Consider the following 15896-nt stretch of genomic DNA (forward strand, 5'->3'; position numbering starts at 1 on the left):
TCCCGATGTGCGCGATCGGCCCCGCCCGCGCCCCGCGGCGCGCGAGCGCTTCGCACAGGATCTCGCGCTGCGCTCCAGGCGCTCGAGTCAAGATGAATCAGGGCGAAGAGCACTGAAACGACGAACGTGCGGCCGGAACGGAGCGGACGAGGCGCGCCGCGACCCATCGGCGGCGACCCCTGCGCAGCGGCCAGCGGCGGCCGCCGTCGCGCAGCCGCGCCCGCCCCGGTAGAGCTCACACGGCCGTCCAGGACATCTTTTGTCATGATATTACCCTCACGGGCGCGCAATGTGCTTACAATTTTGGCATCTGGCTGTCCGGGGCACCGATGGCCGACGCTGTGGGAGACAATTCGCCCCACGTGTGGCGATTTTGTTGCCCCAAGCTCCACCGTGGAGCGCCGGCTGTTGTGTCCGCGGTGAGCGTACACACGGAAGTGTTGCTGGCATGATGCCTGCTCTCCGTGGTAGCTGACTGTAGGCATCACCGATATCGAAGGAGCCAGGCATGATTTCAACCCCGATGACGCCGACCGAAGAACTGGTCCCCCTCCCGCAGCGGAGGGCCTCCCTCGAGTCATCAGCTTCCATCGCTGAGGCGTGCGAGCTAGCCCGGCGGCTCGCTGACATGATCGAACGCCTCAGGTTCTGCACCCCGGAGGGCGACCAGGCCCAGACCCTCCGCATCGCCGAGGGGATGGCGCGGAGCGTGGCGGACGCGGTGACCGACGTCCTGCACAGCCGCCGCAGCCACGTGGCCTAGCCAGCGAACGCACGCCCACCGCAACAAGGCCGAGACGGGGGGGCCCACTCCCGGCCTGGAGAACAGCATGAACCAGAAGCGCAAGGGATTGCGACCGGGGGATCCTTACCCGCTCGGCGCGACATGGGACGGCGTTGGAACGCAGTTCGCGCTGTTCTCGGAGAACGCCGAAGCGGTCGAGCTGTGCCTCGTCGACGACGAGGGGAACGAGCAGCGGCTGCCGATGCGCCACCGCACCTCGCTGGTGTGGCACATCTACGTGCCCGACGTGGGGCCAGGGCAGAAGTACGGCTATCGCGTGCACGGCCCGTGGGCGCCGGAGCGGGGGTTGCGCTTCAACCCCCGGGCGCGCCTGCTCGATCCCTACGCGAAGGCGCTCGCGTCGCGGGTCCGGTGGGACGCCAACGCGTTCGCCCACCGCAGCGGCGAGCCGGACGGCGATCTCGTGATGGCCGACGGCGAGGCGCTCGGCGCCCCGCTCGGCGTCGTCATCGACCCCTCGTTCGACTGGAGCGGAGATCGGCGCCCGTACGTCCCGTTCCACCGCAGCGTCATCTACGAGGCGCACGTCCGCGGCCTGACGATGCTGCACCCGGAGGTGCCGGAAGAGCTGCGCGGGACCTACCTGGGCATCGCCCACCCGGCCATCATCGGGTACCTGCGGTACCTCGGCATCACCGCCATCGAGCTCTTGCCGGTGCACGCCTTCGTGCACGAGAAGTTCCTGCTCGACAAGGGGCTCCGGAACTACTGGGGCTACCACTCGATAGGCTTCTTCGCTCCGGACGTCGATTACCGCGCGGGCGCCGAGGTGGCGTCCGAGGTCCGGCAGTTCAAGGAGATGGTGAAGGCGCTCCACGCCGCCGGCATCGAGGTCATCCTCGACGTCGTCTACAACCACACGGCCGAGGGCAACCACCTCGGCCCGACGCTGAGCCTGCGCGGCATCGACAACCCGACCTATTACCGGCTCGTCCCCGGCAACGAGCGCTACTATTTCGACTACACGGGCACGGGCAACACCCTCAACGTGCGCCACCCGCAGACGCTCCAGCTGATCATGGACTCGCTGCGGTACTGGGTCCTCGACATGCACGTGGACGGGTTCCGGTTCGACCTGGCGGCGGCGCTGGCGCGCGGCCTCCACGACGTCGAGCAGCTCTCGAGCTTCTTCACGATCATCCACCAGGACCCGGTGCTCAGCCAGGTGAAGCTCATCGCCGAGCCCTGGGACGTGGGCCCCGGCGGCTACCAGGTGGGCAATTTCCCGGTGCGCTGGGCGGAGTGGAACGGCCGCTACCGGGACACGCTGCGCGACTTCTGGCGCGGCGCCGGCGAGGTCGCCTCCGATCTTGGGTTCCGGATCACGGGGAGCAGCGACCTCTACGAGAACAGCGGGCGCAAGCCGTACACGAGCATCAATTTCGTCACGGCCCACGACGGCTTCACCCTGGCCGACCTCGTCTCGTACAACCACAAGCACAACGAGGCGAACGGGGAGGGCAACTGCGACGGCGCGGACGACAACCGCTCGTGGAACTGCGGCGCCGAGGGGCCGACCGACGATCCCGAGATCCTCCGGCTGCGCGCGCGCCAGATGCGGAACATCATGGCCTCGCTCCTCTTCTCGCAGGGCACGCCGATGATCCTCCACGGCGACGAGCGGGGGCGCACGCAGGAGGGGAACAACAACGGGTACTGCCAGGACGGCCCGCTCACCTGGCAGCCGTGGACCTGGGACGAGCCGTCGCGCGCGCTCCTGGAGTTCACGCGCAAGTGCCTCCGCATCCGGCACGAGCACCCCGCGCTCCGGCGCTCGACGTTCTTCAAGGGGCGCGCGATCCGCGGCGGCAAGGCGTACGATATCCAGTGGTATCGCCTGGACGGGGAGCTGATGACCGACGAGGACTGGTCGAACCCGTGCACGAAGTGCCTCGGGGTGTTCCTGTCCGGCGAGGGGCTGGACGACGTGGACGAGTCCGGCGACCGGCTTGTCGACGACGACTTCGTCCTGCTGCTCAACGCCTCGGAGTGCGACCTGCCGTTCCAGCTCCCGTTCGCCGACGATCCCAGGCCGTGGCAGCTCCTCGTCGACACGCAGGACGACGCGGCCACCGAGACGCGCAAGGGCGGGGAAGAGACGGCGCTGATCGCGCGCTCGCTCAAGCTCTTCCTCCGGAGCCGGCGCGGCGCCTGAGCGGCGCGCCGCGCTTCAGAATCCGTTGTAGGCGCCGAGGAACAGGGGGGGGCCGGCGAACGCCGCGTCGAGGAGCGCGGCCGCCTTGGCGCTGCCCACCACGAAGCCCTGGCTCAGGAGATCGCGCGCCGACGTGGCGCCGAAATAGATCTGCGTGAGCCGCTCGATGGATAACGAGAGGCGGTCGCCCGCCGTGCTGCCGGGCGCCGTCTGGACGCCGCGGGCCGCGAAGGTGACGTCGAAGGCGCGCGGCGCGTCGGTGAACACGGGGTCCTCGACGTCGAGGCCGATGGCCCCGCGGACGCCGTGCTTCCGCGGCGACGGGTGCAGCGCGAGCGCGGCGGCGACGTCGACGATGCGCCCCATCGCGCCGGCCGCCGTCAGGCCGAGGACGTTGCGGCGGTGCGCCGTGTGCACGGGCGGGCACAGGCCGGGGTGCCGGGCCGCCGTCTCGTACACCATCGGCTCGTCGCGGATGCCCGGCTCGTCGAGCAGCGGCGCGCCGTAGCCGCGCGGCAGCACCAGCTCCACGACCTCGTACTGATCGCCGAGCGCGCCGAGGAAGCCGATGAGCCCGCGGTACGCGCCCGACGTCGGCGCGCGGAGCTCGCGGACGAGCAGCTGCTGGACGCCGTAAGAGCCGCCCTCCGGGACGTCGAAGAACAAGTAGCCGGCGATCGCCTTGGAGCCCGGATCGACGTAGACCGCGCCGCTCGGGGAGCGCTTGAACACGCGCACGTCCCACCAGTAGTCGCTCCGCGAGAGCTGCCCCGTGGTGTCGGCCCGCGCGAGGTCGTAGGCCTGCTTGATGAGCGGCTCGTCCCGCGGGCGGGAGAAGGCCCGCACGTGGCGGCGCAGCACCGAGTCCGGGAGCCGGTCGGGCGAGGTGCGCACGATGTCCCGGAGCTCGCACACGCCGAAGCCGAACCTGCGGTAGAACGAGAGCCGGAAGGGGTGGAGCAGCGCGAGCGCCTCGCCGCGGCGGCGCATGCGGCGGAGGCTCTCGCGGACGAGCCGATCCGCGATGCCCCGGCGGCGGAACTCCGGGAGCACCGCCACGGACGCGAGGCCCTGGAAGGGGACGTCCGCGCCCGCGAAGCTCATCGTCAGGTCGAGCGAGGAGACGTGCCCGACGAGCTGGCCGTCGGTCTCCGCGACGATCACGTTGTCGAGGGCGAGGTGCGCGTGCTCGGTGAAATACCGCAGCCACGCCTCCGGATCGCCCGCCTGGAACGCGCGGTAGGCGACCGAGGCGAGCGTGCCCTCCTCGCCCTTGCGGGCGCTGCGAAACACGAGCTCGTGGTTGGGACGGCTCGGGATGCGGGCGCGCGCCATGGCGGCTAGGCTAGCCCGCTTCGGGAGGCGCGCCCACAGGGCTCGGCGGCCCGGCGGCCATGGCCCGGTGCAGCGCGTCCGCCATCTCCTCGGCCGAGCCGAAGCGGCCGGTCGGCTCGCGGGACAGCGCCCGGACGAACCACGCGTCGAGGGCAGGCGTGACGTCGGCGGAGCGCTCGCTCGGGAGCGGGAAGATGCCGATACGGATGGCGCCCAGCAGCGCCTCGAGCCCCTTCTGCTCGAACGGCGGCGCGCCGGTGAGCGCCTGGTACGCCATGACGGCCACCGACCAGAGGTCCGAGCGGCCATCGACCCTCTTCGGGTTGAAGAACTGTTCCGGGCTCATGTAGACGAGGTTGCCGACGACCGCGCCCGTGGCCGTCAGCGTCGTCCCGTCGGGGTCGACATCCCCCCTGGCCACGCCGAAATCGAGCAGCTTGACGCAGATGCTCCCGCCGTCGTCGGCGAGGAAGACGTGCTCCGGCGTGATGTCCCGGTGAATGATCCCGAGCCTGTGCGCCGCGGTGAGCGCCCCGCAGAGCTGCGAGACCAGGGTGACCGTCTCCTGCAGGGACAGGCGCCCGGAGCGCGCGAGCCGGTCGGACAGCTCCTCACCGCGCAGCAGCTCCATGACGATGTACGGGAGGCCGTCGCCGGCGACGCCGTGCTCGTAGACCTCGGCCACGTGAGGGCTCTTGATCCTCGCCATGAGCGCGCCCTCGCGGTGGAACCGGGCGACCGCGATCGGATCGGTCGCGAGCGACGCAGAGATGAACTTGACGGCGACGTCCCTGCCGAGCCCGAGGTGGTGCGCCGTCCAGATGCTGCCGATCCCCCCCATCCTGAGGAGGCTGACGAGCGTAAGGTGCGGCGCTACGTGGGACCCAGGCTCAAGCCGCATAGACAATCAGTATGCATGATGGTCCCTAGTCTGGCCACTGACGGAGCCGCGGATCCGCGCGCGGCTCAATACAGCCCCTCGGGTGGCCGACCATCGGACATGAACTTCTTCGCCACGGCCGCGAGCCGGCGCGCGTGGAGCTCCCGCCGGACGGGGACCACGTAGGCGAGCAGCGCCGCGAGGTACGCGCCGTCGGGCTGCGGATCGGACGACTCGAGGCGCCTGAGCGCCTCGAGCGTCTTCACGGCGTGCGCCGTGAAGATCGGCCTCACGGCGGCGTCGAGCGCGGCGAACGGCGCGAGCTCCGCGAAGGCGCGGAGGCGCCCGCCGGCGTCGAGCTCGCGCGCGATCGCGAGCGCCCCGCCGACGTCGCGCGCCTCCGCCGCCTGGAGCAGCGTGCCGCCGGGCGCGCGCGTCGTCAGCGCGGGCAGCGCGGGCGGCGCGGCGGCGTCCGCGTTGCGGAGCTTGCCGACGAAGCCGGCGGCGAGCACGGCGAGCTGCGCGGCCTCGCGCGGGGAGGCCTCGCGCCCGAGCGCGGCCGCCGCCTCCGCGAAGGTGACGGCGTGGGTGACGTCGAGCACCCCGACCTCGGCGTCGAGGCGCTGCTCCCAGGCCGGATCGAAGCGCGCGAGGCGGACGGCCGCGGCGTGGCCGATCGCGACGAGCAGCGCGAGCGGGCCGGCGCCGCGCGCGAGCCAGCGCACGGTCGCCTCCACGGCCGGCCGCTCCCCGGCGAGCACCTCCGCCTCGAAGGCGGCGCGCTCCGCCGGGTCGAGCGGCGCGGCGCCGGCGGCGGCCGGGCCGGCGCCGCTCGAGCCCGCGGGCTCCTCGGCGCCGGGCAAAGGCAGCTCGGCGAGGCGCGCGAGCGCGGCGCGCGTGGCGGCGAAGGGGGGCAGGCTCGTGTCGGCGGTGGCCCAGGCGAGCTGCACGGTCGAGGCGGCGAGGACCTCGTCGGCCGCGGACGAGAACCGCTCGGCCAGCTCCAGCGCCTTCGCGAGGAAGATCGCGCCGTGCCCGTAGTCGTAGAGGTGCTGCGCGACGAAGGGCAGGAGCGCCCGGCGCGCGCCGGCGGCGCCGCGGACCTCGACCAGCTCGCGCATCCGCGCCTCGGCCTCGTCGCGCCGCTCCGCCGCGAGCGCCTCGCTCACCTTCGCCGGCTCGTCGAGCTCGAACTCGACGATGCGCGCGAGCGGCGAGCGCGCCGTCGCCCTGCCGGCGCCCTTGCCGCGCGGGCCGAGCCGGGCCGACGCCTCGCCGATCGCGTGGGCGGCGACCACGAACGCCTCCTCGGCGGGGACCCAGCCGCGCTCGACCCAGGCGCAGAGATCCGAGAGCAGCGCGAGGCCGTGATCGAAGCCGTACTCGGCGCGCTCGGCCCCGTCCTTGGCGAGCACCTCGAACGCGAGGTGGAGGCTGCCGAGGCCGGTCTCCATGCGGTGGAGCCCGAGCGCGCCCAGCCGGAGGCCGTCGCGCAGGGCGCGGGCCGGGTCGTCGCGGAGGATCGCCTCGCGCAGGCTGGCGACGAGGCGCCGCACCTCGGCCGCGGTGTCGACGGCCCGGTTGAGCAGCACGCGGCCGCCGTCGACGCGGGTGGCGTAGCGCCGCACCGGCTCGCCGCCGAACGTGCAGGCGCCCGAGGCGACGTCGAACTTCCAGTTGTGCCACGCGCACGTCAGCACGCCGCCGCGCAGCGCGCCCTCGGAGAGCGGGTAGCCCTGGTGAGGGCAACGATCGTCGAGCGCGTGGACCTCGCCGCCCCGGAGGACGCAGGCGAAGCGCCGCCCCGCGTCGTCCTTGCGGAGCACGGGCTCCTCCGCCGGAAATTCGGAGAGGGGGCCCAGATCGATCCAGTCCGACTTCATGGCTTCCCTGCGCTGCGGCGCGCGGCACGTCCGATCGCGGCGTGCGTCGCGGCAGCGACGCGCATGCTAGCCGAGAGCGGGGCGGGAAGGGACCGCGAACCCCGGGCGCGCCTCGCGGAGACGCGGCGGGGCCCGCGCCGGTCGATCACCCCTTCACGCACAGGACCTGCCGGAGCTCGGCGACGATCTCCACGAGATCGCGCTGGTCCTCCATGACGCGCTCGATCGGCTTGTAGGCGGAGGGGATCTCGTCGAGGACGCCGCCGTCCTTGCGGCACTCGACGCCGGCCGTCTGCGCGGCCAGGTCCTTCGTGGTGAAGCGCCGCTTCGCCTCGCCGCGGCTCATCTTGCGGCCCGCGCCGTGCGACGCGCTCTCGAACGCCTCGGGGTTGCCGAGGCCGCGGACGATGTAGGAGCGCGTGCCCATCGAGCCGGGGATGATGCCGAGCTCGCCCTTGCCGGCGCGGATCGCGCCCTTGCGCGTCACGAGCACCTCCTCGCCGAAATGGATCTCTTCTGACACGTAATTGTGATGGCAATAGATGGCTTCCTGGATCTCGAGCTGCGGGAAGTGCCGCCGGAGGACGCCCTCGGCGAGGTGGAACATGGCCTCGCGGTTCGCGCGGGCGTAGCGCTGCGCCCAGAACAGGTCGTGCCGATAGGCCTTCATCTCCGGGGTGCCGGCGAGGAACACCGCGAGCTCGCGGTCGGGCAGGTCGCGGTTGTGGGCGAGCTTCTTCGCCGTGGCGATGTGGATCTCGGCGAGCTCCTTGCCGATGTTGCGCGAGCCGGAGTGGAGCATCAGCCACACGCCGCCGTCCGTGTCGAGGCAGAGCTCGATGAAGTGGTTGCCGCCGCCGAGCGTGCCGAGCTGACAGCGCGCCCTCGTGAACAGCCCCTTCACCTTCGGGGTCAGGCTCGCGAACTCGTCCCAGAGCGGCAGGCCCGCGAACCCCTTGAGCGGCGTGTCGTGGGCGGCGAACCCGACGGGGATCGCCCGCTCGAGGTCGCTCCGGATCTGCTTGAGGTCGTCGGGCAGGTCGGCCGCGGTGAGGTTCGTGCGGAGCGCGCCCATGCCGCAGCCGATGTCGACGCCGACGGCGGCGGGCGCGACGGCGTCCCGCATCGCGATGACCGAGCCGACGGTCGCGCCCTTGCCGAAGTGGACGTCGGGCATCGCGGCGACGTGGTGGAACACCCAGGGCAGGGCGCTGATGTTGCGCAGCTGCTCAAGCGCGACCCGCTCGACCTCCTCCGGCCGGGTCCACAGCTTGATGTCCACGTTCTTGCCCTTGATCTGCGCCGGTCCCATCCGGGAAGCGTAGCGCGCGGCGCGCCGGGCGGCGAAGGGTGGGAGGGCGGGCAGGGGAGGCGCGCGCCGCCTCCCTCGCGGGTCACGGCAGGAGGTTCGAGGCGTCGAGGTCGAGCTGGTGGATGCCGTACCGATCGGCGGCGACCACGATCTCGTCGCGCGCCCGATCGAGCAGCACGCGGGGGGACCACGCGCCGTGGAAGAACGCCTGCGCCACGGGGCTCCGCGGGTCGTCGTAGTCGACCATCAGCGTGCCGCCGTACACGTTGAAGAACGCGCGGCGCTCGGCGGCGTACGGCATGAGCGTCATCCACCTGTCGACGGGCGTCTCCGAGAGGACGTCGAACCCGGTCGACGACCTCGTGTCGCTGGCCCTCAGGATCGCGAAGCTGCGGAGCTCGTCGCCGTGGCTCCATCGCCAGTACGTCGGCCAGCTCCGCTCGCCGTACGTCAAGAGCGCCCTCTGGTGCTGATCGATGAGGACGGTGTCGCCGAGCGCCCTGCCGGTGAGCTCGTGGTAGTTGTTGAGGTGCGCGCGCCCGCCGTACAGCGTCGATTTCGCGAGCGCCGGCTCGATGAAGGAGGGGCCCCACACCCGGTCGCGGGTGAACACCTTCGTGCCGCGGATCGCGAGGGCCTCGCCGGGGATGTTGATCGCCGGGCCGAGGGCGGGCGCCCTCGGGTGGGACAGGTCGACGCGCCGGAGGAAATAGCGCGCGTGGGGGCGCGGGTCGTGGGGCACGGCGGCCGGCAGCTTGACGGAGACGTAGACGTCGCCCTCGTGCGACAGCGAGCTCACGGCGTCCTCGTCGGCCGGCAGCGCGAGGGGCGGCGCCAGGGTCGGATGATCCGGGTCCGAGAGGTCGACCACGTGGACGCTCATCTGCCGGATCTGGCGGCCCACGTCGCCGGCGTAGCAATACGACTCGAGCAGCCCGTCGAGCGCGGCCTCGTCGAGGACCGGCGCGCAGGCGTCCCTGGCGCCGAGCCGCGTCGTGCACGCGGCGAACCCGCCTGCGCAGTACTCCGGCCCCCCGTCGATCGACTGGCAGGTGCGCTGCCCCGTGTAGTAGGTGCAGCCGTCGAGTCCGGTGCAGGCGTGGTCGCCGCGAGCGTACACGACGTGCGAATCGCACTGATCGCCCGGCCCGAGATTGGACCAGACGTCGGTCTTGCGCGTGAACGTGAGCGACCTGTTCGTGACGTGGACCCGCGTCGGCTGGTCATGGTCGCCATCGTGAGCAGCGCCGCGGGTCGGGGGCAGGGCCGTCGTGACGAGCTGGCCCGCCGCCCGCGGCCTCCGCGGGTCCGAAAAATCGACGACGCTGATCGTTGTCTCGTAGTCCGGCCAGCTCACGTACCGGGAGGTCACGACGGCGAGCAGGTCGTCGCCGACCTTGTAGTAGCTCGCGTCGGGCGTGACCGGGATGGTCGCGAGCGGCGTCGCCATGCCGGCGTCGTCGTCCGCGGAGATGACCTCCGCCAGGGCCATCGCGTCGGGCTCGCGCTGCACGGCGTCCTGCTCGGGGTTGCGGATGCGCACGCGGTGATCGCCGTACGCGAGGATCGTGTCGTAGGACGGCGCGAGATCGAGCGCGCCGAGCCGCTCCGGGGCGTCGAGATCGCGCTGGTCGTAGAGGCTGAGCTGCGTCTCCGACACGTTCGCCGCGGTGCTCGGGTCGACGCGGAACGAGCGCCGCACGGGGGAGGCGTGCCTCATCACCCCGCGGCGGGTCAGGGTCGCGCCCGAGAACGTGAAGATCTGCACGCCGGACGCGTGCTTCGACACGCCGCTCGACGTGTCGTCACCGGTGAACGGCAGCAGCACGAGGCCCGTCTCGGTCTCGCCGGTCGGCGCCTCCACGCTCACCGCGTCGTCGAGCACGGTGAACGCGCGGCGATCCCAGCTGGCCTCCGACCAGCTCCAGCCGCCCTCGTCCCCGCTCACCTCGGCGCGCGCGAGCATCGGGCTCGGGTTCTCCAGGTCGGTGATGTCGTACAGGCTGGCCGCGAGCCTGCGCGTCCCGCCCTCGTCGTTCACGCCGATCCCGATGAGGCGGGTCGCGCCGAGCACCGGGCGGAAGAAGTCGTTCCAGCCGGAGACGATGAGCTCGCTCTTCTCCTCGATGTTCCCGTCGGGATCGATCGAGAACGCGTGGAAAGGGTCCACGCGGAGGTAGGTGACGGCGAACGCCCGGTCGTCGAGGAAGACCGCGCCGAAGAGCGGCTGTCCGTCGCCGAAGTCCGCCTTGTCGATCGGCGCGAGCTCGTCCGGGTCCGATGCGTCCCACGTCTGCAGGTGGCTCGACCCGCCGCCCCGCTGCGGGCCGGAGAAGACGCGCAGCATGTCGCCGCGGAAGTCCATGTGAAACCGCGAGCGCACATGGCCGTCCACGGTGACGGTATCGCGGAGGGTCATCGAACCGTCGACGCTCGAGATGCCGACGAGCGACACCTGGCTGTTCTCGTCGTCCCAGCCCACGGGCCCCCGCGCCACGAGCAGGACGTCCCCCTCGCCATGGATGTCCGTCACGTACCCGCCGAGATCGAGCTGGCTTCGCTCCACGAGCCCGCCGTGCGTCACCTCGAAGCTCTTGACCACAGCCTCGTTGTGCCACTCGTACTGATCGTTCCCGAGATCCGTCCATCCCCAGTTGGTGCTGGCCACGTAAAGGGCGTTCCGGGTCGCGCCGTTCGCGTAACGGCTTGTCTGAATGGTTCCAGGTATATCGAATTGTGACAGGAGCTCGGGCGCGTTCCGGTTGGTGAGATCGATGAGCAGGACCGCCCCACCCGCGCGGCGATCCATGATGAGGCTGCCCGGGGTGGCGCGGAGCCCGACCCAGTCGTTCAGCAGCACGATCGCGCGGTCGCCATCGACGTACATCTCGACGGGCGTTCCGGCGACCGGCATCTGGCCGACCATCGCCGGGCTCTCCGGATCGTGGATGTCGATGACCTGCAGGCCCCGGTAGCTGTTGAGGTTCAGGAGATGCCCGTCCCCGAGGACCCGGTAGATGTCGCCCTCCTCGAGCTCGGTCTGCTCTTCTTCCTCCTCTTCCTCTTCTTCTTCCTCTTCCTCTTCCCCGGAAAACATCGTGGGCAGATCGTCCGCCGACACGAACGACGTGCTCCCGCCGAGGCGCTCGACGGCTGCGGTCGTCTCCTCCGCGGCCGCTCCGGCCGCGCATCCCGGACCGATCGCGAGGAGGGCCGCCCCGAGCCACGATGTCAACGCTGTATTGCGTTGTGTCAACAAGTGCATCCCGCCACCCGGCTCCTTTCGTCTCAGACCCGATGAGGGCACGAAACCCATGTAGTTCGCCGCCTCCCCGCACTCGGCGCAAGCGATGAATCACCCGGGAACATCTACGAGCCTTGCTGTCGCGCGGCCGTCACAGGCGGCAGTGGGCTCGCCGCGCGCACGGCACGCGCGGCGGCGCGTACACGCGGCGCCGATGTGAGCATCGAGTCGCGGCGACAGGGGGCGAGCGCCCGAGTCCGGGGTGCGGCGGTCCCCGTTCGGCCTTGCGGGGCCCCGGGGTTCTTGGTACGCGTCGATATCGCTGCTTCCGGGGACCTTGTCCATGCCGTCTTCACGCGCTCTCTCCGCCGCAACCCTCTTGGCCGTGGCCGCCGTGTCCTCCGCGCTCGCGATCGGTTGCGATAGCCGCAAGCCCGCCGAGGAGGCCGCGGCGGGGAAGCCCGACGCCGCCGCGCCGGCCGCGGCGACCGGCGCCCCGGCGGTCCGGAAGGCCGCCGCGACCCAGGGCGACGACCGCTTCGCGGCCCAGATCGCGGCGAATCTGCCCCGGGTGCCCGACCCGGCGATCCAGGTCCCGGAGGGCGGCGGCGCGGGCGCCGAGCTCGACAATGACACCTTCCGCGATCGCACCGTCGCCTTCGTCCGCCAGGTGACCGCGGGCGGCGACAAGGTGACGTGCGATCTGTCCGTGTCGTCCAAACGGCCTTTCCGCGCCGTCGTGATCGGGTTCCAGGAAGGGAAGCAGATCGCCCGCGGGGAGGCGTCGGACGCGGGGCTCTGCGTCGCGCTGAAGGAGGCCGCGCGGCGGGCCGTGGCCGCGGCGGGGGGCGCGCGCGAGGCGCTCGCCGGCGCGCGGCTCGTCGTGGAGCTGCCGGATCATCACGAGTCGATGATCGAGAGCGTCGAGCGCAAGGGGAAGGGCCTCGAGCTCACCCAGGGGCTCGTGCCGGTCCGCGCCCTCGACAAGGCCCTCCTCGCGAAGCGCATCGAGGACGGCAAAGGCTATCTCTTGCGCGTCATCGATCCGGCGCACAAGGGGGTTCACAAGTACTACCACGCGCCCGCCGACCGGTTCGAGGACGAGCTCCACACGATCTACACCGCGTCCACGGCGCTGACCTTGCTGAAGCTGCACGCCTACAAGCCCGACCCGCGCCTGCTCCGCACGGCGACCGAGGCCGCCGGCTTCATGATGGGCATGCAGAGCCTCGAGACGGGCGATCGGACGGCCGGCGCGTTCTTCTACGCGTTCGATCTGGAGCGCAAGCGCCCCGAGCGCCGGCTGGTCGTCGGCACGGCGTCGAAGTCGATCTTCACGCTGATCGAGCTCTACAACATCACGAAGGAGAAGAAGTACCTGGAGTCCGCCGTCATGGCGGCCGACTGGCTGATCTCGATGCAGCGGCCCGACGGCAGCGTGCGCTCGGCCCTGGTCGGGCAAGAGGGCGGCGCGTGGAAGGTCCAGGGGAAGGAGTCGACGCTCTACACGGGACAGGTCCTCTCCGCGCTGTCGCGCACCTACCGGGCCACGAACAACAAGAAATACCTCGACGCCGCGGCCCAGACCGCGGACCTCCTGCTCGCCAGGATCGCTAAGAAGGGCTGCTTCCTCGGCGACGAGTACAGGAAGCCCAACCCGATCTCGAGCTCGTGGGCGGTGCAGTCGCTGCTCGACTTCGTCAAGGCGAGCGGCGATCAGCGCGTCGAGCAGACCGTGTTCCGCTGCGCCGACGACCTCGTGAAGCGGCAGTGGCGCAGGACCGAGGACGCCTACCGCTACGGCCGCTGGCAGCGGTCGCTCTCGAGCAGCGGGAGCGGGTGGCTCGCCGAGGTGATGTCGGAGGTCCATCACCACTGCCGAACGAAGGCCATGCCGGGCTGCGACCGGTACAAGGACGCGGTGGTCGCTGCGATCCGGCAGATCTTGCAATACACCTATGGGCCCGAGAACTCCTTCATGGTGAAGAACCCGAAGGCCGCCGCCGGCGGGGTGTTCTGGAGCGTGCGGGACCGCTACGTGCGCACCGATTCGGTGTGTCACGCGATGAACGCGTACCTCAACATGTTCGGCGAGCTCGGCGACGGGCCGCTGCTCACGCTCCCCGAGCGGCCCCTCGCCGAGCGGATGGCGCTCGCCGCGGAGGCGACGAGCGCGGGCGCGGCGGACGCCGGGGTCGCCGAGGATGACGGCGAGGAGAGCGACGAGGCCGCAGCGGGGCAGTCCGGGCCCAAGGGCGACGATCCCGAGGAATGAGCGCGCGCGCCGGCAGACCGGCGGCGCGCGGTGGTGTATAGGGATCCTGCGAGATCGACCCGACCGGGGGCGCCGCAGGAGGTCCAGATCCGATGAGCAACAACGACGTGGACAGTGGGACCGGCGCGCTCTCCGGCGCAAACGAGGCTCTGCGGGCGGGACGCGCGGGCGCGGAAGGGGCGGCGGGGACGATGAAGATGGCCTCCGCGTCCTCGACGGCGGACGCGACGGGCGTCGCGTTCGCCGAGGCCCTGGCCGCGCTCCGCGCGGGCCTCGGCGGCGAGCCGGATCATCTCTTCCTGAGCTACACCGAGGGCCACGATCTCGGCGAGCTCGCGCGCGCCACGGCGGCGCTTCCGCCGTCGGTGCGGGTCCACGGGTCGAGCTCCTGCCTCTCGGTGATGACCGCCGCCGGGGTCCACGGCGCGCCTGGCGCCGGCCTGGCGCTGTTCGGCATCGCGGACGCGCGGGGCGCGTACGGCGCGGCCGCCGAGCCGATCGGGGAGTCGCCGCGCGCCGCCGCCGCGCGCGCGGCGCGCCGCGCGATGGAGGACGCCGACCGGGCGGGCAAGCCGCCGGCGCTGTTCTGGCTGACCGCGCCGCTCGGGGTGGAGGAGCAGGTCCTCTGCGGGATCGAGGACGCGGTCGGGGCCGACGTGCCGGTGTTCGGCGGCACTTCCGCGGCGAACTCGCTCGACGGGGCGCTGTCGCAGCTCGGGCGCGGGCAGGCGCACCGCGACGCCGTGCTGCTGTCGGCGTTGTACCCGTCGGGCGAGATCGCCTATGCGTTCGGCTCCGGCTACACGCCGACCGAGCACCGGGGGTGGGTCACGCGCTCGGAGGGGCGGCGGGTGCCCGAGATCGACGGGCAGCCGGCGGCGGAGGTCTACAACCGGTGGACCGGCGGCAGGTTCGCCGCGCAGCTCGGCGGCGGTTCGGTCGCGGCGGAGAGCGCGCTCAGCCCGCTCGGCCGGCCTTCCGGCTGGGCCGGCAAGGCCCCCCAGTTCCTGCTCATCCACCCGAACGCGGTGGACCAGGACAACGCGCTGACGTTCGGCGTGCACATCAGCGAGGGCGACGAGCTCGTGCTCATGAAGGGGTCCAGAGAGGGCCTGCTCGATCGCATCACGGCCGTGGCGGGCGCCGCGCTGGAGGTCGCGCGGCCTTCGTTCCAGCCGCAGGGCGCGCTCGTGATCTTCTGCGCCGGGTGCATGCTGGCGGTGCGCGACGACATCGACCGCGTCGTCCAGGGGATGAGCGCCGCGCTGGGGCCGACGCCGTTCCTCGGCAGCTTCACGTTCGGGGAGCAGGGGTGCTTCGTCCGCGGCAAGAACCAGCACGCGAACCTGTCGATCGCCGTGGTCCTGTTCGGGCAATCGGCGTAATCGACGTAATCGACGTAATCGGCGTAATCGGCGTGGATGGAGCCGTGGCGGACTGCGGCGATGGCGCCGATCCAGGAGTGATTCAATGTCTCAGGTGAAGATTTACGGGATCAAGGACCGGCTCAACCCGGTGAAGGAGAAGCTGTCGCGTGTGATCCACGCCTGCGTCATGGAGGCGCTGGGGATGCCGCAGGACAAGCGGGCGCACCGCTTCTTCCCGATGGAGCGCGAGGACATGCTGGCGCCGGGCGGGCGCACCGACGCGTATACGATCATCGAGATCTCGATGATGACCGGGCGCACCGTGGAGACGAAGAAGAAGCTCGTGCGGCTCCTGTTCGACAGGATCCGGGACGAGGTCGGCATCGATCACCAGGACATCGAGATCTGCATCTCGGAGTCGCCGCCTCACGACTGGGGGTTCCGCGGCATGCACGGGGACGAGGTCAAGCTGAACTACAAGGTCAACGTCTAGAGCGGTTTTTGGCTGGGACTGACAGATCGTCCTCCGTCTCTCGTCTCCGTCTCCGTCTCCCATCTTCCGTCTCCCGTCTTCGTGCGCGTCCTTCGTGCGCGTCCTTCGTGCGCGTGCGCGTGCGCGACTCCCCGGATCAGCGCGCAC

At 71.4% G+C, this 15896-nt stretch carries 10 protein-coding genes; 5 read left to right on the plus strand and 5 right to left on the minus strand.

Annotated elements, in window-relative coordinates; all coding sequences use genetic code 11:
• Positions 1-628: 628 nt before the first annotated feature.
• Positions 629-763, plus strand: a complete 135-nt coding sequence (locus tag WMF33_RS08850) for a hypothetical protein (protein ID WP_437336732.1) — start codon at positions 629-631, stop codon at positions 761-763.
• A gap of 67 nt (positions 764-830) precedes the next feature.
• On the plus strand, positions 831-2960 hold the full coding sequence (glgX, locus tag WMF33_RS08855; RefSeq protein ID WP_437336733.1) for a glycogen debranching protein GlgX: 2130 nt from the start codon (positions 831-833) through the stop codon (positions 2958-2960).
• Between the two features lie 15 nt (positions 2961-2975).
• On the opposite strand, the gene WMF33_RS08860 is transcribed toward glgX, so the two are convergent.
• The 5 genes from WMF33_RS08860 to WMF33_RS08880 form a co-directional block, all read right to left on the minus strand.
• Positions 2976-4295, minus strand: a complete 1320-nt coding sequence (locus WMF33_RS08860) for a GNAT family N-acetyltransferase (RefSeq protein WP_437336734.1) — start codon at positions 4293-4295, stop codon at positions 2976-2978.
• Between the two features lie 10 nt (positions 4296-4305).
• Positions 4306-5136 carry a serine/threonine-protein kinase gene (locus tag WMF33_RS08865; RefSeq protein ID WP_437336735.1) on the minus strand — a complete coding sequence of 277 codons (831 nt, stop codon included), beginning with the start codon at positions 5134-5136 and terminating at the stop codon, positions 4306-4308.
• A gap of 125 nt (positions 5137-5261) precedes the next feature.
• Positions 5262-7058, minus strand: coding sequence for a Rieske 2Fe-2S domain-containing protein (locus tag WMF33_RS08870; protein ID WP_437336736.1), 1797 nt, complete (start codon positions 7056-7058; stop codon positions 5262-5264).
• Between the two features lie 145 nt (positions 7059-7203).
• The gene (locus tag WMF33_RS08875) at positions 7204-8370 is read right to left on the minus strand and encodes an RtcB family protein (protein ID WP_437336737.1); all 1167 of its coding nucleotides are present in this window, start codon (positions 8368-8370) and stop codon (positions 7204-7206) included.
• 82 nt (positions 8371-8452) lie between these two features.
• Complete coding sequence (locus WMF33_RS08880; RefSeq protein ID WP_437336738.1) at positions 8453-11605, minus strand: beta-propeller domain-containing protein; 3153 nt, start codon at positions 11603-11605, stop codon at positions 8453-8455.
• Positions 11606-12008: 403 nt separating this feature from the next.
• On the opposite strand from WMF33_RS08880, the gene WMF33_RS08885 reads away from it, so the two are divergent.
• The 3 genes from WMF33_RS08885 (at position 12009) to WMF33_RS08895 (ending at position 15749) form a co-directional block, all read left to right on the plus strand.
• Positions 12009-13889: a D-glucuronyl C5-epimerase family protein gene (locus tag WMF33_RS08885; RefSeq protein ID WP_437336739.1), complete on the plus strand. Its 1881-nt coding sequence runs from the start codon at positions 12009-12011 to the stop codon at positions 13887-13889.
• Positions 13890-13981: 92 nt separating this feature from the next.
• Positions 13982-15274, plus strand: a complete 1293-nt coding sequence (locus tag WMF33_RS08890) for an FIST signal transduction protein (RefSeq protein WP_437336740.1) — start codon at positions 13982-13984, stop codon at positions 15272-15274.
• Between the two features lie 85 nt (positions 15275-15359).
• Positions 15360-15749, plus strand: coding sequence for a tautomerase family protein (locus tag WMF33_RS08895; RefSeq protein ID WP_061624068.1), 390 nt, complete (start codon positions 15360-15362; stop codon positions 15747-15749).
• The last annotated feature ends 147 nt before the right edge of the window (positions 15750-15896 follow it).

It is taken from the genome of Sorangium sp. So ce394, assembly GCF_051474665.1.
Classification (GTDB): Bacteria; Myxococcota_A; Polyangia; order Polyangiales; family Polyangiaceae; genus Sorangium; species Sorangium cellulosum_D.

What these genes read in the sequence shown, in the direction of transcription:
- WMF33_RS08870 (WP_437336736.1), bottom strand. Translation starts at nt 7,058, where the DNA reads ATGAAGTCGGACTGGATCGATCTGGGCCCCCTCTCCGAATTTCCGGCG.
- WMF33_RS08860 (WP_437336734.1), bottom strand. Translation starts at nt 4,295, where the DNA reads ATGGCGCGCGCCCGCATCCCGAGCCGTCCCAACCACGAGCTCGTGTTT.
- WMF33_RS08890 (WP_437336740.1), top strand. Translation starts at nt 13,982, where the DNA reads ATGAGCAACAACGACGTGGACAGTGGGACCGGCGCGCTCTCCGGCGCA.
- WMF33_RS08875 (WP_437336737.1), bottom strand. Translation starts at nt 8,370, where the DNA reads ATGGGACCGGCGCAGATCAAGGGCAAGAACGTGGACATCAAGCTGTGG.
- WMF33_RS08895 (WP_061624068.1), top strand. Translation starts at nt 15,360, where the DNA reads ATGTCTCAGGTGAAGATTTACGGGATCAAGGACCGGCTCAACCCGGTG.
- WMF33_RS08850 (WP_437336732.1), top strand. Translation starts at nt 629, where the DNA reads ATGATCGAACGCCTCAGGTTCTGCACCCCGGAGGGCGACCAGGCCCAG.
- WMF33_RS08865 (WP_437336735.1), bottom strand. Translation starts at nt 5,136, where the DNA reads ATGGGGGGGATCGGCAGCATCTGGACGGCGCACCACCTCGGGCTCGGC.
- glgX (WP_437336733.1), top strand. Translation starts at nt 831, where the DNA reads ATGAACCAGAAGCGCAAGGGATTGCGACCGGGGGATCCTTACCCGCTC.